Here is a 26,656-nt window from a genome sequence, read left to right on the forward strand (position 1 = left end):
TGAATAAAAATGGATGACGAGAGATAATAAGGAGATGACGTGCAATAAAGATTGTGTGGGGATTAGGAGGCTATACGATTGAAGAATGGCGAAGAACCATCAAAATTAAAATTCAAAATACCTTTTAAAACAGCAGCAGCTGGCATAAGAGAAGGCTTGCCGTTGGCGTTTGGCTACCTGCCTGTTTCCGTAACATTTGGTATTCTCGCAAAGGCGTATGGTTTTCCGGTTGCGGTGCCAATCTTGATGTCGCTGCTGGTCTATGCCGGCAGCAGCCAGTTTGTGGGAATCCAGATGATGGCCATGGGAACATCGCCTGTACAGATCGTGCTGACGATTTTTATCGTCAACATTCGCCATTTTTTAATGGGTACGACGATGACACAACGACTGTCGCCTGATTATAAGTCCCGCCATCGTGCCCTTTTAGGGTATTTTCTCACAGATGAGGCTTTTGTCTATTTATCGAGCAGGGAGACACTGCCTGATTTTTGGCATATGGTTGGTTTTGAGTTCTCACTCTACATGGCGTGGATTAGTGGCACTGCCATCGGAACATTTGCCCCCAGTCAGTTATCGCCTATTTTATCGGCGAGTCTGGGCATTACCATCTATGCACTGTTTATCAGTTTATTGATTCCAACGGTTAAAAGAGAAAAGAAAATGGCATTATTGTGCATTGGTGCCGGTGTGTTCTCCTATGTTTTAGCAGCCTATCACGTGCCGACGGGATGGCGCATTATTATTGCGACCGTTGGATCGGCGCTGCTGGGAACTTTATTGATTAAGGAGACGCATTTGGATGGTGAATTTGAAAGAGAGGGGGACGCGTCGTGCGACAAATGATGGCTGTGATTCTCGGCATGTCATGTGTGACGTTTTTGCCTAGGATTGCGTCGATGGTCTGGTTTAAAGATTTAAAGCCAAATGCCTTTTGGCGCCGTTTTTTTAATAATATCCCCTATGCAATGCTCAGCGTGCTCATTTTTCCGGATGTACTGTCCGCCTGCGGCACCGCTGAAGCTTCACTGGTGGGCGTAGCAGCTGCGGCACTGCTTTCTCTGATGCAAAAAAGCGCCACAACGGTTGTGTTGGGCGCTGTTATTAGCGTCTATGGTTTCTTATGGCTGTTTTGACAATCAATGTTTTGAAGCATCGCTGCTGTTTGCTGTTTAACCACTTAACTTAATGCGCGAATGGCCTTTTCGAAAATGGTTAGCATTTTTGAAAGATCATCCAGTGAAATGTACTCATCTTTTTGATGCATGAGATCTTCACTGCCTTCAAAGAGCGCACCGAACGCAACGGCGTTTGGGACACTACGCGCATAGGTACCGCCACCGATGGTAATGGGTTCTGCCTTTAAATCACCTGTAAATTCTCGATAGACGTCCATGAGCGTTGCTACCAGTGGATGGTCTTTTTCATAAAAGAGCGGATCAATATTTAACCAGTTGCCAATTTGAATGCCGCTGTTTGAAATGGTTGTATCAATGCCGCGTTTGACGTCTGCTTCTTTCAAGGTGATGGGATAACGGATATTGATAGTGACACTGGCTTCGGTTTCGTTAAGATCAATCATCCCCAGATTGAAGACGAGTGGGTTGTAGGCGTCTTTAAGGTTTAGATGAAAGGATGTGCCATCTGTTTCAGAGCCGACGGTACGATTGAAAAAGCGAACAAAATTTGCAGCATCGCCGATTTCGAGATCAATGAGATCCAAAAAGCCAAGCAGCGCCGCAATGGCGTTTTTGCCTTTTTCAGGAGTGCTCGCATGGGCGCTGACGCCTGATGCGCGGATGATGAGCGTATCGCCGGCGCGTTCATACGACAAGCTGGTACCCTTTGTTTCATTGTAGGCTTCCAAAATAGGAATGACGGGTTTGGTATCGATCAAAACAGCTTCGGCAGTATCGGGCACCATATTTGGAGCAGTGCCCCCTTTTAAATTTAAGAGGCGTACACCGCCGTCTTCGAGTCGATCGGAAAATGTTTTTTTCAGCTCGAACAACAAGATGCCCATCTCGCCGTGTATGACGGGAAAATCTGCATCAGGGCTAAAGGCGAGCGTTGGTATTTCTGCATGTTCGACATAATAGTCCATGCATTTACTGCCGCTTTCTTCGTTTGTGCCGAGGATGAGTCTGATGCGTCTCGACGGTTTATAGCCGCTGTCCTTTAGGCGTTTCATGGCAAAGAGACATGCCATTGCCGGGCCCTTGTCATCAAGTGTGCCGCGGCCGTAAAGCCGATCCTCGACGAGAGTGCCCTCGAAAGGCGGATAAGTCCAACCGTCGCCTGCGGGAACGACGTCGAGATGGCAGAGGATACCGAGCATTTCTGCACCATCGCCGAATTCAATATAACCGGCGTATTCATCAATGTTTTCAGTTTTAAAGCCATAGCTTTTGCCAAGTGCCAGCATATAATGAAGCGCCTCAGCAACGCCTTCGCCAAAAGGGTATACTGCCGTCGCCCGACCTTCGGTACTGTCGATGTCAATAAGGCCTTTCAACGCTTCAATAAGCATTTTGCCTTCTGACGTTTCTAAAAATGCATTCATATTTTTCCTCCTCTTTACGTGACGCTGCGATGCCATAACACCGACTTGGTCGATAGATGATGAAAATTTGTCTTTGGGAATCCATTGTATATTTTTTCACGGGCATATACAATAGTAGCTGGAGCGGAGGTGTATATGGAACACTTAAATCCTAAAATTACAGAAATTATGAAAGAGGGCCTTTTGCGCGTGGTGCTAAGCAGTGTACGCCGAAATGTTGAGGCTGCCTACTATAAAATTGACGTTAAACCGATTCTCATGAAAGAATTGCGCTTTTTTCACGCCTGTTACTATTTTGATAAGAAGGTAACCCATGAGAATATTCCTGAAAGTGAGTTCGTCGAGTGGCTGACGACGATGCTTGGTCATCAGTTCAAACAGGGGATGCTCTATACTGCCGAAAATAATTATCAAATTCTCATTAGCAAAAAGGGCAAGGCAACTGTGATTAAACAGGCTGCGACCATGAAACCCGCCGAGGTGGATTTTACGCATAACCGTCAAAAACAATACATCTTGAACGAAGGAGAGCCTATTGATTTTCTCGTACATTTAGGGGTCATGGACGATCAAGGCAATGTGTATAAGAAAAAATATGATAAATTCAGGCAGCTGAATAAATACCTTGAATTTGTTTCAGATGCTGTTAAGGAGCTAGAAAGCAGTTCAAATGATGTGCTGACACTCATTGATTTTGGATGCGGCAAAGCTTATTTGACATTTGCACTCTATTACTACTTGGTTAAAATACGCGGCAAGCGCGTTCGCATCATTGGACTTGATTTAAAGGAAGATGTCATCGCCTTTTGCAATGAGGTGGCAATGGCACTCGCATACGATGGGCTGACCTTTAAAGTCGGCGATATTAAAGACTATCAATATAAGGGTAAAGTCGATATGGTGGTTTCACTGCATGCTTGTGATACGGCAACAGATGCCGCCATCGGCAAAGCGGTGGCATGGGATGCTAAAGTTATTTTCGCGGTCCCCTGCTGTCAGCACGAATTGTTTGGACAAATGCAGAGCGATGTGCTTTCGCCGCTGTTGAAGCATGGAATTGTCAAGGATAAACTCGCCACAGTTGTGACGGATACGCTTAGGGCGCAGGCTCTTGAAGTGGTTGGCTATGATGTACAAATGCTGGAATTTATTGATATGACACATACGCCAAAGAATATCCTGATCCGTGCGTATCGGCAAGACGGCAAACGAGAAGAAGATGAAATTCAGATGGCCGCTGAGGACTATCTGAATCTGAAAAATTTCTGGCATGTGACGCCATCCATTGAAAAAGCGTTAGGCGACCGTTTGATTAATCGCCTTTAGCCGAATGATTGTTAAAACATCGGTATAAACATTCGTTATTGTGTTGACTTTGAAGGGCTTATCTGTTAGTATGACTATGGATTATTTTCAGCTTTGTCAAATGCATATGCATTTTTGAATGAATATATTGAAAAGAGGTGTTTTATGTCAACAGTTGTAATCGTCGGCGCCCAATGGGGTGACGAAGGTAAGGGTAAAGTGATTGACTATTTGGCGAAACAGGCGGACGTCGTCGTGAGAGGACAGGGCGGTAACAATGCCGGCCATACTGTTGTCGTCGGAGACAGCAAATTTGCACTGAGGTTGATTCCATCTGGTATTTTGAACAAACACACGATTAATGTCATCGGCAACGGTGTCGTCTTTGATCCGCAGGGGTTTTTAACAGAAGTTGAAGGCCTTAAGGCAAAGGGCGTTGCGACGGATTCTATTCGTATCTCTGATCGTGCACACGTGGTATTTCCCTACCACAGAGAGATCGACCGGCTGGCTGAAGAGGCTAGAGGGGCGGCAATGATCGGTACCACGAAGAATGGTATTGGCCCGTGCTATATGGATAAAGTTGAACGCAGCGGCATTCGCATTTGTGATTTCATTGACCCAGAGGTTTTCGAACCATTATTCAGAGCACAAATTGAAGCGAAAAATCAAATGATTACGAAAATTTATGGCGGCGAACCGCTGGATGTGGATTCGCTCGTTGAAACATATAAAGGCTATGCAGAGTGCATTAAACCGTTTGTAGACGATACATCTGTCATCGTTCACGATGCGGTGCAATCAGGTAAAAAAGTATTGCTCGAAGGCGCGCAGGGAACACTGCTCGACTTGGATTACGGCACCTATCCGTATGTGACGAGTTCACATCCAACAGCAGGCGGTTTTACCATTGGTTCAGGTATTGGTCCCAATGTCATTGGCGAAGTAGTGGGCATTACAAAAGCTTATACGACGCGCGTCGGCAAAGGGCCCTTTGTGACAGAGCAGGAAAATGAGATTGGTGATCGCATTCGCGTTGCCGGTAGAGAGTTTGGGACTGTCACCGGCAGACCAAGACGCTGCGGCTGGATTGATACAGTCATGGTGAATTATTCCGCACGCGTTAACGGCATGACGTGTATTGCATTGATGCTGCTGGATGTATTAACGGGTTTTGAAACCGTTAAAATCTGCAAGGGTTACCAGTACAATGGTGAACTGATGCTTAACTTTCCGGCGAGCTTAAATGTACTCGCGAAATGTGAGCCCGTTTATGAAGAAATGCCGGGTTGGTCGGAAGATCTTTCTGCCTGCGAGTCTTTTGAAGATCTGCCCGAAGCAGCTCAAAACTATATTTTAAAAATTGAAGAACTCACAGGTATTCCTGTAAAACTTGTTTCCGTTGGACCAAAGCGCAGCCAAACCATTGTGAGAGGCAGTATTTACTAATATTATATCTATAAACATAAAATGTTTTTCATAAAAAAATCCGATATCAGCTGATATCGGATTTTTTATCGTTAAGGAAATTGCATCATAACCTTTCAAATGTCTATACCATTTGCATTGGTATGATTAGCGGTTATCCAATGCGATGTATTCTTTTTCATGACTGACGCAAACGTAAGCAGGTCGAATAATCTTGTTGTCGCTCATGACCTGTTCAATGCGGTGTGCACACCAGCCTGCAACCCTTGCAACGGCAAATAGCGGCGTGTAGAGTTCCTGAGGGATATCGAGCAGTTGGTAGACCAGTCCGGAATAGAGATCGACATTGGCACAGATGTCAAGGTGTTCACCCTTTGCTTTTTTTAACAGTTCAATGCCGATGCGTTCGACGGATTCGTATAGGTTGAAGAGATTCATTTTGCCCTTTTCTGCGGCTAGTTCGCGTGCTTTGTCTTTGAGGACGACACTTCTGGGGTCTGATTTGGTATAGACGGCGTGTCCAATGCCGTAGATGAGCCCCGAACGGTCATAGGCTTCACGATTGATGAGCTTTTGCAGATAATCGCGAAGCTGTGCTTCGTCTTCAATATTGTCGACATTTGCATTGAGATCCAGCATCATTTCTCGAACCCTGATATTGGCACCGCCGTGTTTAGGACCTTTCAGGCAGCCGACTGCCGTAGAGATGGCCGAATAGGTATCGGTGCCGCTTGATGAGACGACGTGCGTTGCAAAAGCCGAGTTGTTGCCGCCGCCGTGATCAGCGTGAAGCACCAATGCGAGATCAAGCGTTGCCGCTTCAGTCTCCGTGTACTTATTATCGCTTCTGATCATATAGAGTATATTTTCTGCCGTGCCCAAATTATTTTGAGGTGGGTGTATGAAAAGGCTCTGATGATCAAAATAGTGACGCTTTGCCTGAAAGCCGTAGGAAATAATCGTCGGGACTCTGGCAATCAGCTTGATGCACTGAAGGACGAGATTTTCCATGTCCAAATCGTCTGGGCGATCATCGTGTGAGTAGAGCACGAGAATGCTGCGCTGGAGCTTATTCATAATATCATGGCTTGGAATTTTTAAAATCATATTTTCAGTATAACCAGCCGGAAGATTGCGGTATTCATCCAGCATAGCGTTGAAGCTCTCGAGTTCGCAGGCGGTTGGCAGCTGCCCAAAGAGCAGTAAAAACATCGTTTCTTCAAATAGTCTTTTCCCCGGGCGCCTATCTGAATGGCGGACGATGTTGTAGATATCGATTCCACGATAATACAGGCGTCCTTCCTGAGGCACCTTGACACCATCTTCGATTGTGTAACCTTCAACATTACAGATACCGGTAATGCCGACGAGAACACCCGTGCCGTTGCTGTTGCGTAAGCCGTGTTTGATATTGTATTTTTTGAAATCATCTTTTGAGATTGTATTGTTCTGCATGGCCATTGTCACCAATTGCTGATTGGTTGCCTGGATATCACAGTAATCCATTTATTCACCCTCTTTCCCAAATATTTTGCAGCATTTCAAAGTGAATGCAAATGCCGTCTATGAATGTAACTGTAATTGAATGTAACGAGATTGAATGCATTGCGTTGTATGGTATTGATAACGTGAATGCAAAAGTGTTTGTTTAAAGACTTCCAAGTGATTCTAAAATAGCCTCCGTATAAGCTTTTGTTCCCAATGTCCCACCGAGGTCTTTTGTGCGCTTTGACGGTGTATTGAGTGTGTCCACAACTGCCTGATAAAGTGAATGTGCTGCCTCGATTTCGCCGAGATGTTCGAGAAGCATGACGCCGGATAAAATACATGCCGTCGGATTCGCCAGATCCTGTCCTGCGATGTCGGGAGCGCTGCCGTGTACAGGTTCGAAGACGGCCATGTCATCATTGAGGTTGGCACCCGGCACGAGCCCCAATCCGCCAACAAGACCTGCGGACAAATCGGAGAGGATATCACCGTAAAGGTTCGTCGTCACAATGACTTGATACTTAGAAGGCGTCATGACCAGCTGCATTGCCATATTGTCCACGATGACAGCTTCGAGGTCGATATCGGGATAATCCTTTGAAACCTTGGTGACGCTCTCTAAAAAGAGGCCGTCGCACTGTTTTAAAATGTTGGCTTTATGCACCACGGTTACTTTATTTAGCCCAAGCTTGTGTGCATAGTCAAAAGCAGCGCGGCCAATGCGTTCCGAGGCTTGGCGCGTGGTAATTTTCTCTGCGATGATGCGATCCGGGGAATCGACGCGTTCTACACCGGCATAAAGTCCCTCGGTATTTTCCCTGAAAATAACAAAGTCGATATTTTCATCATATCGCCCTTCAATTATTTTTTTGACAGGTCTTACATTGGCGTAAAGACCGTATTTTTGTCTAAGCTGTACATTGATGCTCTTAAAACCCTTCCCGATCGGTGTCGTGATAGGACCTTTTAAAGCAATTTTGTTCTTTTCCAAACTGTTTAAGAGTACATCCGGCAATATGGTTTCAGCCGTTTGACCTGCATTTTGAATATCCCATGCAATCTTTGGCGATTGGTGCTTTTCCAGAGCAGCTTCGATCAGCGCCTTTGCTGATGCTGTTACCTCAGGGCCAATACCGTCCCCAGGAATTAATGTAATTTGGTACATTGTATACCTCCCAATTCTATTTCCGTCAATTTTTATGCTTTATCATGCATATGTACACAATATAATTGTATACAATTATACAAACCTTGCGATGAACTGTCAAGTGGTGTGTTACAAAAAAGTCATAAAAAGCACCTGAACAAAATCAGGTGCTGAGGTGTGTGCCTATTGAAATGCTTCATTAAAATAATATTTTGTCAAAGCGACGTCTTTGCCGAATGTTGTTTATTAATATTCCCAGCGAATATCGGGACCGAAGAATTTTAAAAGTTTAAAATGTCCTTTGATTCGAGAATCGATACGATCATTGTAAAAAGTAGCGATTTCTGAGAGCTTGATATTTGTTGAGATAATCATGGGCTTTTCACTGAGAATGCGTGCATTGATAATATTGTAAAATTCACTGATGGTGAAGGTGTTTGCCGTTTCTGTACCGAGGTCGTCAATGATGAGCAAATCAGCTTCAAAGAGCTGTTGGTAAGCAATGGTGACCATCAGATTGTTACGATCGGTAAATTGTTTGCGCTCAAGGATGTCGATAATGCTGAATGGTGTTTGATAAATGACGGAATGACCGCGGTCAAGCAGTGCTTTGGCAATGCAGTTGCAAAGATATGTCTTTCCAAGACCGCTGCTGCCGTAAAAGAACAGGTGCCCGACATCTGGAAAAGCGGTAACAAACTGTTCGGCTTCACTCAATAGATTTTTCATGTTATCCCGCTGCGTCAGCCGTTCTTTTGGCAGAATTTCAGCTGAAAACCGCATGAGGTCAAAATGATTAAAGTTTTGACTTTCCAGCTGCTTTTCAATATTGGACATTTGATAAGCGGCTGAAATAAGCTTTTGATTAAAGCAGGTACATCGTTCGTTGGTTTCCAAAAAACCGGTGTCTTTACATTTTTCACATCGGTGCTGCACTTCCAGATATGTGGCTGGTATATTGTGTGATGCCAGTAATGCGGCTTTTTCCCGTTTAAGTTGTGCAAGCGTTTGTTCGAGTTCCATCATCATCACTTCTGTTTGAGATGGATTTTGAAGGATGGCCTTGGCGATTTCAGCACCAATTTGACTCATCTCGAGATCAATTTCCCGAAGCCTCGGCATACGTTCATAAAGTGACAGCTTTCGCATTTTACGGTCATATTTATTATGATCCCTTTGGACGGCGTATTGTTCGAGAATTTGTTTATAGACAGTTGGATCCAGCATGAGAACTCCTTACTTTTTATTCAACAGCATGCTTTCAAGTTCATCTTCAGTATAAGTGCGATCCTTTTCCACGGTATATTGATGACGTCGTTTGGGTGATGAAGCGGTCTGTTTTGTTGGTTTTGTCACCGTTGATAGTTCCGAGGCCGTTTTAAGCCCCTTCCCGTGAAGATCGGTTATCTGCGCCTCAAGATAATTGAAGTTGACATTGGTGGTACGCTTTGACAGCGATTTGATAATCTCGACGAGATCGGCTGGCTCAAATCCATAGGAATCCAGCCAGCGGTCAATGGCGTCGCTTTCCGCTTGGTAGGGCAATCGATGCCGGACGCCGAGTACCGCAAGAATTTCTTTATAAACCGCATAGCGGGCACCGGTATGTTCAATATGTGCCTCAATGGCCTCAATGGAAGTCAGTCCAGCTTTAAGCCATTGATCCAGCAGTATTTTAATGCGTTTAAAGCCAAAGCTCTTGCGCTCCTTGTAGTTGTATACAAAAGCGCGCTTTAAGATATCTGCATCGGGATAGTAGTGCTCATAGAAGTCGGAGAGTTCGCGGTGCTCATTAGGACTCAACGGATGACCGACGATCTGTTCAACTTCGCGGATCAGCGATGAAAAGACTGCCTGCTGAGAACTAAAAGCGTTATTTGACGCCGATTGCGAATAAGGTGTATTGGTGGCATTTGACCGCTTTTTTTGTTTTGGAACAAAATTGTTTTCTATATATAACGCTCTTAATGAGAAAAATTCAACATCAAAATCTGTGTCACTTTCGTGTGGATGACATTTTATGATTCCCTGTCGCTCCCAGTACTGCCAGGCATCAATGACATCTTGAAGCGGCAGCTGCAATGCAGTGGCGAGCGCTCGATTGTCAGCATGATAAGTTCTTTGACTGGCGCTGGCAAACATGGCACCCATCAAGTATACTTTCACATAGGTACCGCTGGCAACTGGCATAAAATCCGTTATAAAAAGACGTTCAATATGCAGTTCGCTTAGATCAAAGTTGGGTGCTTTATTGGCAAAACTCACTGGGGTACACTCCTTATTCGTAAAATGCAACAGGCAATCGTTAAGTTATTTCTATTATATCATTTTACACAGATGTGCAATGAAAAGAAAGAGTTAACAGAAATGTTTCAAAAACCGTCGGTTAGTCGGGACTTTTACCTCAGAAATGTGTTTTTTGAATATTTTCAAAAAATAATTGAATGACAGCAATTGGCATATAATGAGGATTAAGAAGATCACGAACGCTAAATCTGGTAGTTTTTGTCGACTAATGGCGGCAACTGTTTGAAAAGTCTGTCTGGTCAACATAATTTCATTTTCTTGAGATGATTCCTGTGGTATAATGAGAATGGTATTTTTAGAGAGATAAGCACCGCAAATAGTAACCAAGGAGCTAAGAATGGGGAGAAAGAATAGATCGACTCAGAACAAGGTCTATAAGCGTCATGCTCAAAAAGTGTATGTAAAAGGGGATGCGAAGTCATCGCGATGGGACAAGACAACAGATGTCTTTGCGAGAGTCATCGCAATGCTGTTCTATCCATTTTATCTTTTATACACGAAGATTTCAGGTCATCAAAAAATGTCGAAAAACAGTAACGTGTCAAGCAAGGCTTCGACTAAGCTATCTGTTTCGACTCTGATAGAAAAATTAAAAATGCGTTTAAGAACATTGGATTTTTCAGCTTTGAAAGCGCTTGATCGCGAGAAAATCAAAGCGATAACCAGTAAATATGCTTCTTTTCTAAACCATCATAAAGTGGTTGTTTCAGGTGTTATCGGCGTTATGGTCGTTGCATTAATCGGCGTTCAAGCACTTTCGAGCTTTAATGCAGTGGATGTTACTTCCGGCGAGATGTCTGAAGCGCATATGGTATCTGTGACAGAGGCAAAAACGTCAGATGCGGCACTGGAACCGCTAGAAGCGCTTCCAACGCTTCCGGATATTAGTTTTGCAGCTGTCAGAGCTTATGAAATCGTTGTCAATGATACAGTCCTTGCGAAGTTTAAATCAGAATCAGAATGTGATAATGTTTTAGATCAGCTGGTTTCAATGTATACAACGGTTGGTGAAGAGGAGACATCAGAAATACTGGACTGGTATTACAGTGAAGATGTCAAGATCTTGCACGGTTTTGTACCATTAACTGATTTTGAAGGTTATGATGATGTTGAAGCAATGCTTGCCTATATTGTCAAAGGTACAAAAGAAGAGCGGACGCATATCGTACAAAAAGGTGAAAACTATTGGGTAATCGCAGCCTATTACGGCATTCAGCCGTCAGACTTGGAAGCTGCGAATCCAAATGTTAAGCCTGAGGCACTTCAAATTGGCCAGGAGATCAGCTTGGTTGTACCGAAACCAATGATTAGTGTTTGTACCGTAGAACGCGCAGAATACATTGATAATATTCCTTTTGAAGTTACTTATGAAGATACATCATCCCTTTATCGTGATGAAACGAAAGTCAAAGTCAAAGGGATTGAAGGGGAACGCGAAGTTGTTGCCAATGTTACGAAACAAAACGGTCGAGAAATCGGACGTACTGTTTTAGAAGAAACCGTGTTATCAGAACCGACGACGAAAGTCGTCTACAAGGGTACCAAAGAGCCGCCGCCTCGTATGGGGACGGGAACACTTAAAAGGCCCGCTTCACGCGGTTCTGTTACTTCCGAGTTCGGATGGCGATGGGGTGCACGTCATGAGGGCATTGACATTGGCTTGCCGGTTGGTTCTGATGTCAAAGCGGCAGACGGCGGCGTCGTTACATTTGCAGGCTACAGTTCTTCATATGGTTATTATGTTATGATTGATCACGGCGGCAACATTAAGACAGTCTATGCGCATTGCAGCAAGTTGCTGGTGAGTAAAAATGATAAAGTCTATCAGGGACAGGTTATTGCGCGCAGTGGTAATACAGGACGCAGTACGGGACCGCATCTGCATTTCGAAGTTAGGGTAAACGGTACACCGGTTAACCCTAGAAACTATGTTTCATTTTAATAATTGCCATTAAGTGCACTTCTCCATTGGAAGTGCACTTTTGTTATGATTGAGAAAAGCTGGCTGAATAGCGTCATAGTGATGCTAAGCATAATTGTGGACAGATAAAACGGTAAAAGACATACTATGCAGCCTAACCATATGAGGCAATAAAAGGTGTTCTGAAAATGATAGCTTTTCTCCCGATAAAGAATAGGATATAATGTTAAAAGAGTAAACGAGTATGAGGAGGTTTCGAATGAATAAGAAGATTCTTGTTGTTGACGATGAAAAACCGATTTCAGATATTATAAAATTTAATTTAAGCAAGGAAGGTTATGAGATTGACACGGCTTTCGACGGCGATGAGGCGCTAAAACGCGTCTATCAATTTCAGCCTGATTTAGTGCTTCTGGACGTTATGCTGCCGAAGCTCGATGGTTTTCAAGTATGCAAGCGGATTCGCGAGAGCTTCAACATGCCGATTATCATGTTGACGGCAAAAGAAGAGGAAGTTGATAAAGTCTTGGGATTCGAGCTGGGTGCAGATGATTATATCACCAAGCCTTTTGGCATGCGGGAACTGATTGCAAGGGTAAAGGCTAATTTAAGACGTGTTGAGTTGACTGATCTCGGTGTCGGTGACAACAATAACATCGTCACTGGCAGTCTTTCAATTGATTTGGATCGCTATGAAGTAAAATGTGAAGAAGAAGTGATTGAATTAACACTGAGAGAATTTGAACTCCTGAAATTTTTAGCGACGCAAGCCAATCAGATTTTTACACGTGAGCAGCTTTTGAAAGATGTTTGGGGTTATGAATACTTTGGTGATATCAGAACAGTAGACGTTACGGTTAGGCGCTTGCGTGAAAAGATTGAAAGTGATTCCAGTAATCCGGCTTATATTATGACAAAGCGTGGTGTCGGTTATTATTTTAAAAAGAACTGATAAGAGGCTTTATAACATATGGGCATAGGGCGCTGAGATGTCGGCGCTTTTTGTTTTCCCGTTACACGGCGTTGCAAGTATTTTGATCGCTTATTTTTCATCAATCTCTGTATTTAGCCCATTTTAGTTTATACGATCTCAATATTAATTTATAAGATTTCAATACTATTTCAAAATTAGCTTATATTCGTTTAGAGTTGACATAAATTTATTTGATGTCTATTGAAGGGTGAATGCTTTTTAACGCATTCATTGAGGGACTTATGTTTAAGAGTATTCGTTCAAGATTCACAATGATATACTTTCTATTGATTTTTATTGCCATGATTATTGCCGGCGTTTTTATCATTCGTTCTTTTGAGGATTACAATCTCAATGTCGCCTCAGAGCGACTGGATGATATCGCCCAGATTATGTTGACAGAATTGGCAAAGATTCAGGATGGTGACCTAATTGCCAACAAAAATGTGATTCAGGCATCTATTGATAACCATGCTGATATCGGTCTCCGAGAGGAAATTTACGTTATTGAGCAGTCAACGCAGCAAATTGTCGCTTCCAGTGCCGAAGTAGGTGGTCGTGCTGTCTCAGATATATTGAGTGATGCATTGGTGGTCGAAGGCTTACTTGGGAACGTAATGGAAAAGAATATTCAGATCAGCGATTCGGTGCGGACGAAGGATAAAGTGTATCCGATTATTGATGATGATCAGCTGCGCGGCATTATTTATTTGCGTTACGATTTAAAAGATATCTACAGCAGTTTGAGCACGACGCGGCGCATCATTTTGCAGGCTATCCTGACGTCGCTTTGTGTGACAATCGTCATCAGCTACTTTCTCTCAAAGAGCATTACCGATCCAATCAATGAAATAACGGCGAAAGCATCTAAACTGGCAGAAGGTGATTTTAGTCAAATGGTTGAAGTGCGTTCAGAGGATGAAATTGGCGAATTATCCAAGACGTTCAACTTTCTGTCTACAGCACTAAAAGCCAGTATCAGTGAAATATCCAGTGAAAAGAGCAAGCTCGAGGCCATTATTGAATACATGGAAGATGGGCTCGTGGCGATCAACGCCGAGGGTGAAATTATTCATAATAATCCAAAGGCACTGGCGTTGTTTGGTGTCGAAGCCATTGAAAATGAAGATATCGTCGGTGATTTGTTATCAGTTTACAGTTCCGGACGGCTTTCAGAAGATATTGGGACGAAGAATATCACTTACCGGGATAAGATTTTGAAAGTGAATTTTGCACCTTATTTAGACGATTCATTACAGAAGGCAGGCGCTGTATTCGTTTTGACGGATATTACAGAAGAAGAACGCCTCGAGAATATGCGGCGAGAGTTTGTTGCGAATGTCTCACATGAACTAAAAACGCCGCTGACGAGTATTAAGAGCTATACTGAGACCATCTTAGAAGGCATGGTCGATGACCCTGAAACTGAGAAGACATTTTTGGAAGTCGTCAACTCAGAAGCAGACCGCATGTCGCGATTAGTACGGGATTTACTGGAGTTGACGAGTTTTGATTCTGCTTCGGTCAAGCTCAAGTACGCACAGCATAATATCAACCGACTGATCTCAAACTGTATTCTTAAGGTTAAAGTCACGGCTGATCAGAAGCGGCAGGCTATTGTGAAAAGACTCGTAGATGAGCCGATTTCAGCGGAATTTGATTATGATAAAATTGAGCAGCTCGTGTTGAATATACTTTCTAATGCCATTAAATATTCCGGTGAGGAAGGCATTATTGAAATTGATCTTAAATCATATGAGAAAACCTTTGATCTTGTGATAAAGGACAATGGCATTGGAATACCCGAAGAGGACATGAACCGTATCTTTGAGCGATTTTACAGAGTTGATAAAGCGCGTTCTAGGATGCTCGGCGGGACGGGGCTGGGACTCTCCATTGCCAAGGAAATTGCAGAGGCGCACGGTGGGGCGATCGGTATACAATCGGTTTATGGACACGGTACGGTCGTCACCATAAACCTCCCCTATACCCAAGGGGTTGGAAACAGCGAAACTAACGTCGTTTAGCAGTGTGTAAAACAGCTTGGAATCTACTGATTGCAACAAGTGTAATGTCATCTTAAATCTGTTGTAACGCGATTGTAACAATCATGCCGTATAATGAAATAGTGTAAAATTATTCGTGTATTCGGAGGCGTTCAATGTTGTTGAAAAAGTGTTTATTTATGATATTAACAGGGGTCATCATGCTAGCGGCATCCATCAGCATGGCGAATGTTGACAGCGGTGAATATACTTCGGTATTGTCACCGGATGAGATTATTATTGCAGAACCTGTAACGGATCATGTATTCAACGACAAGGATTTATATATTACCATTAACATTATTGACGCCGACTTTTTTTCAAAACTAATGGATAATCCACTGACAATATCGTTGGTAAAACTTGAAGATACATTGCCGTTCGCTGATGATCTCGGTGAAGACTTACGCGTTCCGGTCGTGAAACTGTCATCCGGTGCTGCCATGGAGTGGCTTTCAACAGCTGGGCTAACGGAAGAAGAGTATGTCCGAACTGATGATAAGTATACTGCTGAGACACAAATTATCAACCAGTATTTTCAACAGCTCGAAATCATAAACACGCTGAATACGCAGATCAATGCGGCTGTTAGCAAGTATCGATTTAACGCTGTCGATGATTTTGATATGGATACCGCTGAAGTATCCGCGGATGTTAAAGAAGCGTACCAGACATATATTCAGCATTTAAGTGCGCTTGCCGAGCAAAAACGCGCCTTTTCAGAAATTCAGCGAAAATATCTAAAACTGTTTGAAGTGATTTGTTTAAAGGATACGATTAATTCGCCGAGTTACTTAAAAGATGTTGGGATGTTGGATGAAGGCGATTACCGCATTCGCATTTTTGATGCATCGAAGACGGTGATCAAGGAGCTTGATTTTCAAGTGCTCGCAAGAGACAAAGCCATTAATGACATGATTGCCGATCCGATATCGGTAGAAGATAAAGCGAAAAATTAAGAGGGATACGTCAGATGACATCGTTAAAAGAAACGATTAAGTCCATAATGCTGGTGAGTTTAGTGATCGCAGCAGTGGTGCTCAGTCGACTGGTTCTTTTAGATGGTCAGACACGCGTGCTCGAAACGGTTAACGTGATTGAGACGTCGTCTGTCAATGTTGCAAAATATATCAACCCCCAAAGTTATTATGTTAGCTTTGGGGGTCTATCATATACAAAGGTATATGATACAGAGATGCAGCAAAAGATCTGGGATGCACTGAGACCGATTGTTACAGATGGTTTGGTAAATTATGAAGGTGTTGAAGTCATTGAAATGACGGATTACATTGAAGCCTTTGCCGACAAGAGTATTTTGCTTCGCTTTACCATTGACTTAAACTGTGCAGAATGGCTGCCGCTTTATGACAGTGAGATTGAGGTTCCCTCTGCTGTCAGCAAGTGGGTGCCGTATGAAATTCTGATGCGCAGTGATTTGCCAAATAGCCTTTTCGTATATGATCGAGACGAAGAGGCTTATTATCGTGTGGCAATAAAGGGTACAGAAGCAGAAAACAGCGTTTCTGAACTGGTGGATACGATGATGGCGAGTGATTTTGTTGAATACCGAAAAATCAGTGACCGTTTTAGTTTGGCAAGTACTGTGCCGGATAGTCTGTCGCGCTATAATTACGAACTTTTGCCTTATCAGTATACCCATTTGACACAAGGCGTTAAAGTAATGAATGAAGTGTCCACAGACGCGGAAGCATTTGATGCTTCAGTGGCGTCGATCGCCAATGAGGTGTTTGGAAATCGACTGGATTTTGTAAAACGCTTAGAAGACGTCAACGGTTCAATTGTATTGATGTACGGTTATGGCGACAAGGCGTTAACGGTTGCACAAAATGGCGATATCATTATGAATCAGAAATTCAACAGCTCACTTGCGCACGAAATGGGTTTTCGACAGAGTTTGGCGATCGGCATTGGCGGTATGGAACAGTTCGGCGAATTGCCCCAAGGTGTTCAGTTGGACAGTGTTGTCACTGTGGATGAAGATTATACGAAGTATCGCTTCAACTTTTCATATAAGCTGGATGACACAGTGGTTTCAGCGCAGTCAGGCGGCATTCAAGTTACCGTTAAAGGCGGACAGGTTATTGCCATTGAAAAAAATGTTAAACAGATGATGTCTCGGGTTTATACGAGCTTGGATCAAATGTATTCGATTGATAACTGTATTACACAAAACTATCTTGAAGTCAGCCTTTATTATTTGCAGGACAACGATATTTATGATGCCACGCTAAACAGCATACAATATTATTTTCCCATTAGAAGTGACATTGAGCGCATTGAAAGACAGTATTATCAGCAGGATATGACGATGATTCCAATTTGGCGCGTCGTCATCAGCGGCAGGACGTATTTATTCAATGCCTATACGGGAGCGCTCATTGAGAATTATCGTTAACGGGCGTGATTGACATTAGGAACGTGCAGGTTTATTAGATGCTTATTATGGACGAGAATTATTAATGATGTAAAAGGTGATGTGACGCTATGGATTGGTCGAGGATCAAGACAATTTTAATATTGGTATTGCTGATTACAAATGTGTTGCTCGGCGCAACTTACGTGCAGAGCAAGCTGGCCTTTGAAAGAGAAAGAGAAGAGCAGCTTGATCGCGTTGTAGCGCTTTATGAGCAAAATGATATTGGTCTTGACGGTGTAGAACTCGATTTTCCAGATAAACTCGATTCCATAGCCGTTTCGTTTGAAAGCCATACAGAGGCGGATGTTCAGAAGTTCTTGGGTGATGATTATGAAACCAATAATAATCAGTATACGAAAGGGAATTCCCGCATCGTACTCAGTGAGATGTCACTCTATTATGAACTTCGGGAAATTCCGGACGAAGTGTATGATCAAGGGCTTCCAAGTGAAGTCATTGAAGATGCGGCAGCGCGTACGAAACTTTCAAAGATGGCAGACGAGACGATATCGGATTTGGGCTATGCAGCGGATTACAGTATCTCAGGGTATTTTCAGCGCGATGAATACCGCATTGTCAATGCCAAACAAGTTTACCAAGGGTATGTCATGGATGACGCACTGATGACGTTTATCTACTATCGTGATTCGCTGGTGGCATTTCGAAGAACATGGCTTCATATTAATACCGACCATTCTACAAATAAATATGATATAATTTCTGTAGATCGAGCGCTTTACGTCACGCTGTCAAAGCTGGATGAAGGCGATGAAATCACTGAAATAGGCATTAGCTACAAACTGAATGACAGCGGTGCCGTCGTCAGCAACCTGATTGCAGGTGAAGCGATGCCGTTTTATCGCATTGCGGTTTCAGATGGCAATACGTATTACGTTAGGGCTATTTCAGAAAATTGATTTAAAGCGACGAAGAGAAGTCATCATAAATGAGAAGAGGAACTATGGCATTAACATTTTGTTCTCTGGCGAGCGGAAGTTCAGGGAATTGTCAATATATTGCATCCGAGCGTACGAAATTACTCGTCGACGCTGGGATGAGCGGAAAATATATCAAAACGTCATTGCACAACTTGGATGTGGACATCAACGGAATCAATGGCATATTGCTGACACATGAGCACACAGATCACATTAGCGGTCTGGGTGTTTTAATGCGTCGGCATCAGATCCCACTGCATATTACAGCAAAGACGTGGGAGGCGGTTAAGCTTAAAATCGGCAATGTAAACAGTGAACTCCTTCGTATTTACGATACGATTGATATGCTGGAGATTGGTGATATTATCATTCAGTCGGCACGGATTTCACATGATGCCGTTGACCCGCTCTGCTACGCCTTTATGAATGCGGGCTCCAAAGTAGCTATTGCAACAGACCTCGGCATGCTGAACGATGAGGTCGTTTCGAAGTTCAAAGACAGCGATTTGATGATGATCGAATCGAATCACGATATAGAAATGCTGAAAATGGGTAGTTACCCAATGTACTTAAAGCGTCGGATATTAAGTGAATACGGACATTTATCCAATGATGATGCCGGTTATTTTGCAAAGGAAATTATTGCTTACGGCAAGACAAAACATGTTTTACTCGCGCATCTCAGCAAGGAAAACAATGTGCCGGAACTGGCTTATGAGACGGTTCGGGGTATTTTAGAGTCGGCGCAAATTCGGATGGGGGTTGATGTCAATCTCGATTTAACTTATCGAGATAAAGTTGGCAGATGCTACAAACTGGTGAAATAGCGTGAAGCGGTTAATCGGTGAGTGAGTTGAAATTGAAATGGAGGGCACGATGGATCTTAAATTCATGGCGGCACTGTCCAGCGCAAAGGGCGTATCTGGATTCGAAAAAGAAGTCGTCGAGGTAATCAGGCAATATGTCGGTGATCGACTGACAGTAACCATAGATCAAATGCATAATGTTATTTTAAGGCGTCCTTGTGACAATGATAGCGATGATGTTCCCGTCGTCATGCTGGATGCACATTCCGATGAGATTGGTTTTATTATTCAATCCATTCAAGCCAATGGCACGTTAAAATTTTTGCCGCTTGGCGGATGGAGTGATCAAAATGTATCGGCTCAAAAGGTATGGATCAAAAATGCAGAGGGCACTTATATTCAGGGGATTGTGGCGTCAAAACCGCCTCATTTCACAACGGGACCGGCGAAGCTCACGCCTATCGGCGAGATGAGTATCGACGTCGGTGCCACTTCGTTTGATGAGGTCGCATCAATTTTTAAGATAGAACCCGGTGCGCCGGTTGTCCCTTATGCGACATTTTCCTATATTGAAGAAACGGGGATCATGTGCGGCAAAGCATTTGATAATCGCCTCGGATGCAATGCCGTCGTTGAAACGATGCTGGCGCTTGCAGACACGCCATTAAATGTGAAGCTCGTTGGTGCTATTTCAGCGCAGGAAGAAGTCGGGCTGCGCGGCGCAGGCATTAATGCAAGAAAGATTAAACCGGACTTGGCGATTGTCTTTGAAGGAACACCTGCGGATGATACGTTTAAGAATGCCTACGATTCACAAGGAGCCCTTAAAAAGGGAACGCAAATTCGCCATTTTGACCGTTCGATGATTGCCAATGCCGACTTAATTGCCTATGCGATTGCAACGGCGAAATCAGAAGGCATTGCCTATCAGCGCGCCGTGCGGGAAGGCGGCGGAACCAATGCCGGAGCTATTCACTTGGCTGATGACGGCGTCCCATGTCTCGTGCTCGGGACACCAGTCCGATATGCCCATACCCATCATGGTTACAGCGCCGTTGCAGATCAAGAGGCGACCATCGCTTTGGCAAAGGCCATTATTCAGAAAATATCACCTGAAGATAAAGAAAGGTTGTTATTTTGAAATTAAGATTTCATAGATACGCATTCCTCGCCGTCTGTTTGATCGCTATGCAGATTGCTATGATGCTGCCTGTATTTGCCGATGACGCAGCGGCGTCCATGGATGAAATCATAAAATATGAAAGTGTTAACTACAATGTTCCCGGAATCGCTGTCAGTATTGTCAAAGACGGCAAGATCCTTTATGAAGTGACGCAGGGAATGGCTGATTTAAGTCAAAGCGCGCCGTTAAATGCTGAGACGACTGCGATTCAGACGGGGTCTATCGGTAAGGTCTTGACGACGATGGCGCTTTTAAAATTGCTGTCGCAGCAGTCTATTGATTTAGATGATACGATTTCGGGCTATCTGATTGATGCCTACATTCCGGACGCTTCATTGACCTTTCGCGACTTGCTGCAGCATACGACGGGCATACCTTCAGTTCGGGCAGATACAGCTGAAATGATGAATCCGCTTGAACATGAACCGTTAAAGTTTTCAGATTACGCGGGGGACTTTATGACAGACTATCGTCACCGCGCTGTTTTGTCACCGGGTGAAGACACTATCTATTCTAATGTTGGTACGGTATTGGCAGGTTTGCTGATAGAAGCTTTATCCAATACGCCGTATGAACAGTATGTGGCGGAATCAATTTTAGAACCACTCAATATGCAAATGAGTGCCTCATTTCTCATGGGAACTTCAACGGATTTGGCGAGTGTTGCAAAAGGTTATCATATCTTTGGCGGCGAACAGACTGAACAGCCGCCTTTTAAAAGCAAACTCATTGCCTCTGAGGATTTCGTTACGACGACGTCTGACATGACGACGCTGCTTCAGGATATGACCCGTTCTGCCTATGCACGAGCTGATTACCGAGATATGTTTACCCGGCAGGTTAGTGCTTACGATGATCTTTTGGGACGCAGTCTTGGGTTTTCCATCAAGCAGGATGAAGGTGTCGATTTATTCCTTCAGGACGGTGGTATTCCCGGAGAGACATCACGGATGTTCTTTATTCCCGAGCTGGGGCTCGGCGTTTTCATCTGGTACAATTCAGATGCAACAGCGCTGCGTGATGAACTGACAGATGAGATCCTGTCGCTTTATGCACAAGATGCTGCACATCATACCAATTCGGTATTGGCGAATTTTGACGAGGGCGAATATCAGGACTTAATCGGTGCGTATGCACCAATGAATATATCAACAGAGACTATTGAACGCGTAACAAAAATTATTCGTCAAATTCGCGTATCGGAGACAACAGGTGGTCTGGTCATCGACAAAGTAATGTATGAACCCATTGGCAACAGTGTTTTTTACAGCGAAGCAGATGACAATTATGCTAGGTTTATCTTTGATGATTCGAATAAGCTGGAATACCTCGTAATCGACAATACCTATTATCAGCGCGTTGGTATGTTTGAGAGTATTTTCTTTGAAATGCTGGTGCTGTTCCTAGCGGCGCTCTTTAACTTCATTGCTGTGATTTTTCTATCTGCACGCTGGGATTCGCTGCGAGTTAATCGTATTAATGGTACACCAAGAGCGGTATTGCTTTTGGAAACGCTGTTTAGTTCTGGAAGTCTTGGGCTCATTGTATGGATTGCATTGCGTTACAATGCATGGCTCGTGGTCTTTAACGCGGGTTCGTCAACGATGTGGGTAAAAGTAACGGGGATCATAGCCGGTATTCTTTATATCCCTTCGATTATCATGTTGGGGCGCGGTACAACAGATTTTAGGTGGCGTGGCGGTACGACATTTATTTTTAGAATGCTGCTTGCCTTCAACCTATTGCTTTTGATATGGATGTGGCGTTATAATTTTATTTAGGCACTAAAACTGTACACAAAAGTCTTTTTTTGTGGATAACCTGTGCATAACCCCGTATTTATCCCCAATTTACTGTTTTCTTTGTGAAGAATTGGTGGATTAGTGGGGAAAGTATGGGGACAGATATTACAAAGATTAAGCCGATCACCTGAACTGTCTTGACAGACAATTTATCAGGTTGATCGGCTTTTTGATTTGCGTTCATTATGAATGTATGCTTATCAATACTGACGATGAGCTTAAGCTTTTAAATGTGCGGGGATGACATCTTTTGAGACGAGGTCTTCGTAGGTTTCCCGTTTTACAATTTCATAGGATTGATCACCGGAGACGAGTACGACAGCCGGGTTAGGGTGTTTATTGTAATGAGAAGCCATGGCGTAGGTATAGGCGCCAGTGCTGAAAACGGCAATGATATCGCCGGCTTCAATATGCTGCATCGGAATGTGTTCGATGAGGATATCACCTGATTCACAGCATTTGCCGCAAAGTGTGACCGTTTCATCTGACGGCGCATCGGCGCGATTTGCGACGATGGCTTCGTACTTTGCTTGATAGAGTGCCGGGCGAATGTTATCGGTCATGCCGCCATCAACGGCAACGTAGGTGCGAATATTCGGAATGGTTTTGATCGCGCCGGCTTTGTATAAGGTAATGCCCGCTTCACCAACAATGGAACGACCGGGTTCGATAAAAACTGTCGGCCGAAGCAGTCCTTCAGATTTACAGAGACTTTCAAGCGATTCCATAATGGCGTCTGTAAAGTATGCCGCGGGTTTTGGCGTGTCGCCCTCGACGTATTTAATACCGTAACCACCGCCTGTATTGAGCTCGCGAATCTCATATTGATAGCGGTCTTTAACAGCTTTTATGAGGCTGACGGCAACTTTGGTTGCAGCGATGTGCGTATCATTTGTAAAGAGTTGTGAGCCAATGTGGAAGTGAAAGCCTAAGAAATCAATGGCTTTGCTTTGAATGGCAAATTCGATTGCGGGAAAGATGATGCTTTCATCCAGTGCAATGCCAAATTTTGAATCCTTTTGTCCCGTTGCAATATAGTGATGGGTACCTGCTTTAATGCCCGGTGTAATTCGGAAGAGTATTTTTGCTGTTTTGCCTGCCTTTTCTGCCATTGCCGCAAGACGGTGGAGTTCGCCGACGTTATCGACGACTATGCGGCCGACGCCATAATCCAGTGCCATTTGCAGTTCTTCATCTGATTTATTGTTGCCGTGAAAGATGATTTTGGCCATTGGAAAAGAGGCGTGCCGTGCCGTATAGAGCTCGCCGCCGGAAACGACGTCGAGGTGAAACCCCTCTTGTTCGACAATGCGCACAACAGCTGAGGTCAAAAGCGCCTTGCTGGCGTAGGCTGCCTGTACCTGTTCGTATTTGTCCATAAAATTTGCTTTGATATCACTTAAATTGCTTCGAAGAGACGATTCGGATAAGACATACAGCGGTGTGCCGTACTGTGCAGCTAAATCGACTGCTTTTATCTGCTCGACATAGAGGTCGTGACCTTTAATTTCAAACATAGTGCCTCCCAATATTTTTTATTGTATAAAGTTAACGCAATAATCGTGCCAATATGCATTTGTTTATCGAAATCGGCAAGGGCGCTTGAAAAGGGCGTCTTTATTCTCTATAATGGAAGCAAAAGCATTGATGTGTGCGAAAAATCGGAAAAAGGTACGATAAAGCAGACTGAAATGTCGGTGTCTATGCCTTAACGGGTAAGCCGTAGCGCCGCAAAGTCGCAAAGATATAAAGACGTATCGAAGCGAAAACACTTTAGATGAAAATCAATAGATGCGAACCAGATCATTTTGAACGGAGAAGTCGATTATGAAAGTGAAAAAACAGAAAGATGATGCATATGGCAAGCAGATGCCATTCATAGATGATGAAATACTAGATAAGATTGATGAAGGCATTATACTGCTGGATCAATCATTAAAGATCAGAGCATTTAATGAGAAGGCAAAGCGTATCACGGGCATTTTGCTCTCCGGTGAAATTTCACATGCCGCAGGTTGTTTGGAACCAGGCGATTTTGTTTTTTTTATGAGCAATATGCTTGGAGAAGATGATGGTGAACTGACGCCGGAACTGTTATCACGTGTTGGTATTGATGCCAAGACGCTAAAGCAAGGCGATGCGATTGTCGGCATGGGTATTTTTGATGGGGATGTGACGAAAGCATCTTTTAAGCAGGCTTCGGCAACGGCACTTTTGGAGCAGCTTGTCTATCAAACGGACTTTATGGGACATGATGTCAAAATGGCACTGGATTTTTATGCGAAGCGCATGATGATTACCTTAGATGGGCAAGTATTTGAACAGCGTTATGCGAAATCTTACGGCCATATGGTGGTTTTAAGCGGAAAAGACGGGGCGCTAAAATTTTATCAAGATAAGGGATATACCATTCGCCGGGAAGCCATTGGCGATTTGCTGAGAGGCGGCCGGTTTGGTGCGAAGGGCATTGCAGATGATGGGTCATTAAACGGTAGGGAGTTGGCGTCATTGTTTGAATCAGAAGTGCTCTTTGAACAGTTGGCGCGCATGTTGGCGCTTCAAGCGACACATCGTGGTGAAATTCAACGCCAGAAGCTCTATTTGGATTTAAACTTCAGGCCGGCATTTTGTGTGCTTGAACGGTTCTTTGATCGGTCTGATGGGATCTGTCTCATGATCAAATTTCGAGATCTCTCTGAAATGCAGGTACTGCTTTCAGAGCACGAAGCGATTTTAGAAGACATGGAAGCGCTGAGAACCACGGCGCGACGCGTACCGGATCCGGCTGTCCTCTCAAAGTTCGAGGCTATGTCAGGTCTTGGCGATGCCATGATTAAAGTGAAGTTCTTGGCAGACCGAGCTGCGCAGATTAAGTCAAATGTGCTGCTGACGGGTGAAAGCGGCACGGGTAAAACCCTCTTGGCGAGACTGATTCACGACAACAGCGGTGTGAATGGTGAGTTTGTCGAAGTCAACTGTGCGGCGATTCCGTCCACACTCTTTGAAAGTGAACTTTTCGGTTATGAACGCGGGGCTTTTACAGGGGCGAGTGATCAAGGCAAGAAGGGTTTTTTTGAACAGGCAGCAGGTGGGACACTTTTCCTCGATGAGATTGGGGAAGTGCCGCCTGAGATTCAGGTAAAGCTCTTACAGGCGCTGCAGAGCAAGCGGTTTTATAAGATCGGGGCTTCAATTCCGACGCGTGCCAGCGCGAGGATTATTACAGCGACCAATAAACAGCTTTATGAAGCTGTCAAAGCGCATCAGTTCAGGGAAGATTTATTTTATCGGATAAATGTTTTTCCTATTGAAATACCGGCGCTTCGCGAACGGCGGGAAGATTTGTACGGATTGACGAAACAGATTATGCAGAAACTTTCGATGCAGCTCGAAATGCCTGAAAAACAGCTTTCCGCAGAGGTATACAGTCTGCTCCGAAGCTATGCATGGCCCGGCAATATCAGGGAACTTGAAAATGTACTAGAGCGTGCAATGGCCGTCTGTGTGGATGAGACCATTATGCCGGAACACATTATATTGTCTCATCTTTCTGGAAAAGACGGAAACGCAAAATCTTTGAAAGAACAGCTGATGGATTATGAACGTCAGGTTATTTTAGAGACACTGCATAAAACAAAAAGCCATCAAGAGGCGATGGCGGTGCTAGGGCTAGCGAAATCTAGTTTTTATGAACGGCTTCGTAAATTTCATCTCAATGGATAGCCGGGATCAAATGGAGGATGCCTCTGTCTGATCAGGATACGATACGGTTTAATTGCAGCTATATCTCCACGGTATTTAAAGTGTCCATATAATACTCGGCTCTTTGCTTCTCAATGACAGCCGAGAGGGCATAATGAAGAACCGTATCGACATTGGCTGTATGCGATTCGCTACCATTGATTCGGCTTTTAGATGATTTGTCATCAGATGTTGATGGCGGTTTTGTCGTTAAAGCAGTAACGCGGTTTTTAAACGTTTCATAAGCGGCGATTCGATTGTCTTGATGTGCATTCATAATTAAAGTCACGAGGGCCGCAGTGTCATTAATTGAAAAAATTTGCTTGAAGTAGTAGACCATCATTAATTCAATCATGCTTTCACGTGCGTACTTTTTTTTGACCGGCGGGGTAATGACGCCGGCTTTGACATAGTTGTTGACCATTGTCTTCGTAAAGATGACGTCTTGGCTGCTGCGTTTTAGTGAGCCAAGGTAGTGATCGAGAAGCTCAAGCAGTTGGTCCATATAGAGTCCGATTGTGGGCATATCTGTTATTTCAGGCAACTGGTGCACAGTGTACGGTGTCATAAAC

At 43.9% G+C, this 26,656-nt stretch carries 21 protein-coding genes; 14 read left to right on the forward strand and 7 right to left on the reverse strand.

Annotated features, from left to right (window positions below; genetic code table 11):
- Positions 1-78 precede the first annotated feature (78 nt).
- Both KHM83_RS10915 and KHM83_RS10920 read left to right on the forward strand, forming a co-directional pair.
- The gene (locus KHM83_RS10915; protein ID WP_213237050.1) at positions 79-846 is read left to right on the forward strand and encodes an AzlC family ABC transporter permease; all 768 of its coding nucleotides are present in this window, start codon (positions 79-81) and stop codon (positions 844-846) included.
- Positions 843-1,136 carry an AzlD domain-containing protein gene (locus tag KHM83_RS10920; protein WP_246543050.1) on the forward strand — a complete coding sequence of 98 codons (294 nt, stop codon included), beginning with the start codon at positions 843-845 and terminating at the stop codon, positions 1,134-1,136. The genes KHM83_RS10915 and KHM83_RS10920 overlap by 4 nt, the downstream gene beginning before the upstream one ends.
- A gap of 44 nt (positions 1,137-1,180) precedes the next feature.
- Here KHM83_RS10920 and pepV read toward each other — a convergent pair whose 3' ends face one another.
- On the reverse strand, positions 1,181-2,563 hold the full coding sequence (pepV, locus tag KHM83_RS10925; RefSeq protein WP_213237052.1) for a dipeptidase PepV: 1,383 nt from the start codon (positions 2,561-2,563) through the stop codon (positions 1,181-1,183).
- 135 nt (positions 2,564-2,698) lie between these two features.
- Here pepV and KHM83_RS10930 point away from each other — a divergent pair, with 135 nt between their 5' ends.
- Together KHM83_RS10930 and KHM83_RS10935 are read left to right on the forward strand one after the other, a co-directional pair.
- Entirely contained in the window at positions 2,699-3,889 is a 1,191-nt protein-coding gene (locus KHM83_RS10930; protein ID WP_213237053.1) for a class I SAM-dependent methyltransferase, read from the forward strand.
- Positions 3,890-4,033: 144 nt separating this feature from the next.
- Complete coding sequence (locus tag KHM83_RS10935) at positions 4,034-5,317, forward strand: adenylosuccinate synthase (protein ID WP_213237054.1); 1,284 nt, start codon at positions 4,034-4,036, stop codon at positions 5,315-5,317.
- A gap of 126 nt (positions 5,318-5,443) precedes the next feature.
- On the opposite strand, the gene KHM83_RS10940 is transcribed toward KHM83_RS10935, so the two are convergent.
- The 4 genes from KHM83_RS10940 to KHM83_RS10955 all read right to left on the reverse strand — a co-directional run bounded on the left by KHM83_RS10940 (position 5,444) and on the right by KHM83_RS10955 (position 10,196).
- Positions 5,444-6,802 (reverse strand): citrate/2-methylcitrate synthase, encoded by a 1,359-nt coding sequence (locus KHM83_RS10940; RefSeq protein WP_213237055.1) that lies wholly within the window; start codon positions 6,800-6,802, stop codon positions 5,444-5,446.
- A 142-nt stretch (positions 6,803-6,944) separates the two neighbouring features.
- A complete protein-coding gene (locus tag KHM83_RS10945; RefSeq protein WP_213237056.1) occupies positions 6,945-7,949 on the reverse strand; it encodes an isocitrate/isopropylmalate dehydrogenase family protein in 1,005 nt (334 codons plus the stop codon).
- Positions 7,950-8,177: 228 nt separating this feature from the next.
- Positions 8,178-9,158 (reverse strand): ATP-binding protein, encoded by a 981-nt coding sequence (locus tag KHM83_RS10950; protein ID WP_213237057.1) that lies wholly within the window; start codon positions 9,156-9,158, stop codon positions 8,178-8,180.
- Between the two features lie 9 nt (positions 9,159-9,167).
- On the reverse strand, positions 9,168-10,196 hold the full coding sequence (locus KHM83_RS10955) for a DnaD domain-containing protein (protein WP_213237058.1): 1,029 nt from the start codon (positions 10,194-10,196) through the stop codon (positions 9,168-9,170).
- A 379-nt stretch (positions 10,197-10,575) separates the two neighbouring features.
- Between KHM83_RS10955 and KHM83_RS10960 the strand changes: the two genes are divergently transcribed.
- From KHM83_RS10960 to KHM83_RS11000, 9 genes are all read left to right on the forward strand, one after another.
- On the forward strand, positions 10,576-12,180 hold the full coding sequence (locus KHM83_RS10960) for a M23 family metallopeptidase (protein WP_213237059.1): 1,605 nt from the start codon (positions 10,576-10,578) through the stop codon (positions 12,178-12,180).
- A 238-nt stretch (positions 12,181-12,418) separates the two neighbouring features.
- The gene (yycF, locus tag KHM83_RS10965; RefSeq protein WP_213237060.1) at positions 12,419-13,111 is read left to right on the forward strand and encodes a response regulator YycF; all 693 of its coding nucleotides are present in this window, start codon (positions 12,419-12,421) and stop codon (positions 13,109-13,111) included.
- Between the two features lie 263 nt (positions 13,112-13,374).
- Positions 13,375-15,159 carry an ATP-binding protein gene (locus tag KHM83_RS10970; RefSeq protein WP_213237061.1) on the forward strand — a complete coding sequence of 595 codons (1,785 nt, stop codon included), beginning with the start codon at positions 13,375-13,377 and terminating at the stop codon, positions 15,157-15,159.
- A 134-nt stretch (positions 15,160-15,293) separates the two neighbouring features.
- Positions 15,294-16,136, forward strand: a complete 843-nt coding sequence (locus tag KHM83_RS10975) for a hypothetical protein (protein ID WP_213237062.1) — start codon at positions 15,294-15,296, stop codon at positions 16,134-16,136.
- A 14-nt stretch (positions 16,137-16,150) separates the two neighbouring features.
- A complete protein-coding gene (locus tag KHM83_RS10980) occupies positions 16,151-17,593 on the forward strand; it encodes a hypothetical protein (RefSeq protein WP_213237063.1) in 1,443 nt (480 codons plus the stop codon).
- An 89-nt stretch (positions 17,594-17,682) separates the two neighbouring features.
- Positions 17,683-18,531 carry a two-component system regulatory protein YycI gene (locus KHM83_RS10985; RefSeq protein ID WP_213237064.1) on the forward strand — a complete coding sequence of 283 codons (849 nt, stop codon included), beginning with the start codon at positions 17,683-17,685 and terminating at the stop codon, positions 18,529-18,531.
- Between the two features lie 44 nt (positions 18,532-18,575).
- Positions 18,576-19,379, forward strand: coding sequence for an MBL fold metallo-hydrolase (locus tag KHM83_RS10990; protein ID WP_213237065.1), 804 nt, complete (start codon positions 18,576-18,578; stop codon positions 19,377-19,379).
- Positions 19,380-19,428: 49 nt separating this feature from the next.
- Entirely contained in the window at positions 19,429-20,499 is a 1,071-nt protein-coding gene (locus KHM83_RS10995; RefSeq protein ID WP_213237066.1) for a M42 family metallopeptidase, read from the forward strand.
- On the forward strand, positions 20,496-22,322 hold the full coding sequence (locus KHM83_RS11000; protein WP_213237067.1) for a serine hydrolase domain-containing protein: 1,827 nt from the start codon (positions 20,496-20,498) through the stop codon (positions 22,320-22,322). Before KHM83_RS10995 ends, KHM83_RS11000 begins: the two co-directional genes overlap by 4 nt.
- Positions 22,323-22,561: 239 nt before the next feature.
- On the opposite strand, the gene lysA is transcribed toward KHM83_RS11000, so the two are convergent.
- Complete coding sequence (gene lysA / locus KHM83_RS11005; RefSeq protein WP_213237068.1) at positions 22,562-23,860, reverse strand: diaminopimelate decarboxylase; 1,299 nt, start codon at positions 23,858-23,860, stop codon at positions 22,562-22,564.
- 310 nt (positions 23,861-24,170) lie between these two features.
- On the opposite strand from lysA, the gene KHM83_RS11010 reads away from it, so the two are divergent.
- A complete protein-coding gene (locus KHM83_RS11010; RefSeq protein ID WP_213237069.1) occupies positions 24,171-26,066 on the forward strand; it encodes a sigma-54 interaction domain-containing protein in 1,896 nt (631 codons plus the stop codon).
- A 58-nt stretch (positions 26,067-26,124) separates the two neighbouring features.
- Here KHM83_RS11010 and KHM83_RS11015 read toward each other — a convergent pair whose 3' ends face one another.
- The gene (locus tag KHM83_RS11015; RefSeq protein ID WP_213237070.1) at positions 26,125-26,652 is read right to left on the reverse strand and encodes a DUF1836 domain-containing protein; all 528 of its coding nucleotides are present in this window, start codon (positions 26,650-26,652) and stop codon (positions 26,125-26,127) included.
- Positions 26,653-26,656 lie beyond the last annotated feature (4 nt).

Source organism: Fusibacter paucivorans (assembly GCF_018390735.1).
GTDB classification, from domain to species: domain Bacteria; phylum Bacillota; class Clostridia; order Peptostreptococcales; family Acidaminobacteraceae; genus Fusibacter; species Fusibacter paucivorans.

Excerpts from the sequence above, each read along its gene's own strand:
- KHM83_RS10920 (WP_246543050.1), top strand. The coding sequence starts at position 843 with ATGATGGCTGTGATTCTCGGCATGTCATGTGTGACGTTTTTGCCTAGG.
- pepV (WP_213237052.1), bottom strand. The coding sequence starts at position 2,563 with ATGAATGCATTTTTAGAAACGTCAGAAGGCAAAATGCTTATTGAAGCG.
- KHM83_RS10930 (WP_213237053.1), top strand. The coding sequence starts at position 2,699 with ATGGAACACTTAAATCCTAAAATTACAGAAATTATGAAAGAGGGCCTT.
- KHM83_RS10935 (WP_213237054.1), top strand. The coding sequence starts at position 4,034 with ATGTCAACAGTTGTAATCGTCGGCGCCCAATGGGGTGACGAAGGTAAG.
- KHM83_RS10940 (WP_213237055.1), bottom strand. The coding sequence starts at position 6,802 with ATGGATTACTGTGATATCCAGGCAACCAATCAGCAATTGGTGACAATG.
- KHM83_RS10945 (WP_213237056.1), bottom strand. The coding sequence starts at position 7,949 with ATGTACCAAATTACATTAATTCCTGGGGACGGTATTGGCCCTGAGGTA.
- KHM83_RS10950 (WP_213237057.1), bottom strand. The coding sequence starts at position 9,158 with ATGCTGGATCCAACTGTCTATAAACAAATTCTCGAACAATACGCCGTC.
- KHM83_RS10960 (WP_213237059.1), top strand. The coding sequence starts at position 10,576 with ATGGGGAGAAAGAATAGATCGACTCAGAACAAGGTCTATAAGCGTCAT.
- yycF (WP_213237060.1), top strand. The coding sequence starts at position 12,419 with ATGAATAAGAAGATTCTTGTTGTTGACGATGAAAAACCGATTTCAGAT.
- KHM83_RS10970 (WP_213237061.1), top strand. The coding sequence starts at position 13,375 with ATGTTTAAGAGTATTCGTTCAAGATTCACAATGATATACTTTCTATTG.
- KHM83_RS10975 (WP_213237062.1), top strand. The coding sequence starts at position 15,294 with ATGTTGTTGAAAAAGTGTTTATTTATGATATTAACAGGGGTCATCATG.
- KHM83_RS10980 (WP_213237063.1), top strand. The coding sequence starts at position 16,151 with ATGACATCGTTAAAAGAAACGATTAAGTCCATAATGCTGGTGAGTTTA.
- KHM83_RS10985 (WP_213237064.1), top strand. The coding sequence starts at position 17,683 with ATGGATTGGTCGAGGATCAAGACAATTTTAATATTGGTATTGCTGATT.
- KHM83_RS10990 (WP_213237065.1), top strand. The coding sequence starts at position 18,576 with ATGGCATTAACATTTTGTTCTCTGGCGAGCGGAAGTTCAGGGAATTGT.
- KHM83_RS10995 (WP_213237066.1), top strand. The coding sequence starts at position 19,429 with ATGGATCTTAAATTCATGGCGGCACTGTCCAGCGCAAAGGGCGTATCT.
- lysA (WP_213237068.1), bottom strand. The coding sequence starts at position 23,860 with ATGTTTGAAATTAAAGGTCACGACCTCTATGTCGAGCAGATAAAAGCA.
- KHM83_RS11010 (WP_213237069.1), top strand. The coding sequence starts at position 24,171 with ATGAAAGTGAAAAAACAGAAAGATGATGCATATGGCAAGCAGATGCCA.
- KHM83_RS11015 (WP_213237070.1), bottom strand. The coding sequence starts at position 26,652 with ATGACACCGTACACTGTGCACCAGTTGCCTGAAATAACAGATATGCCC.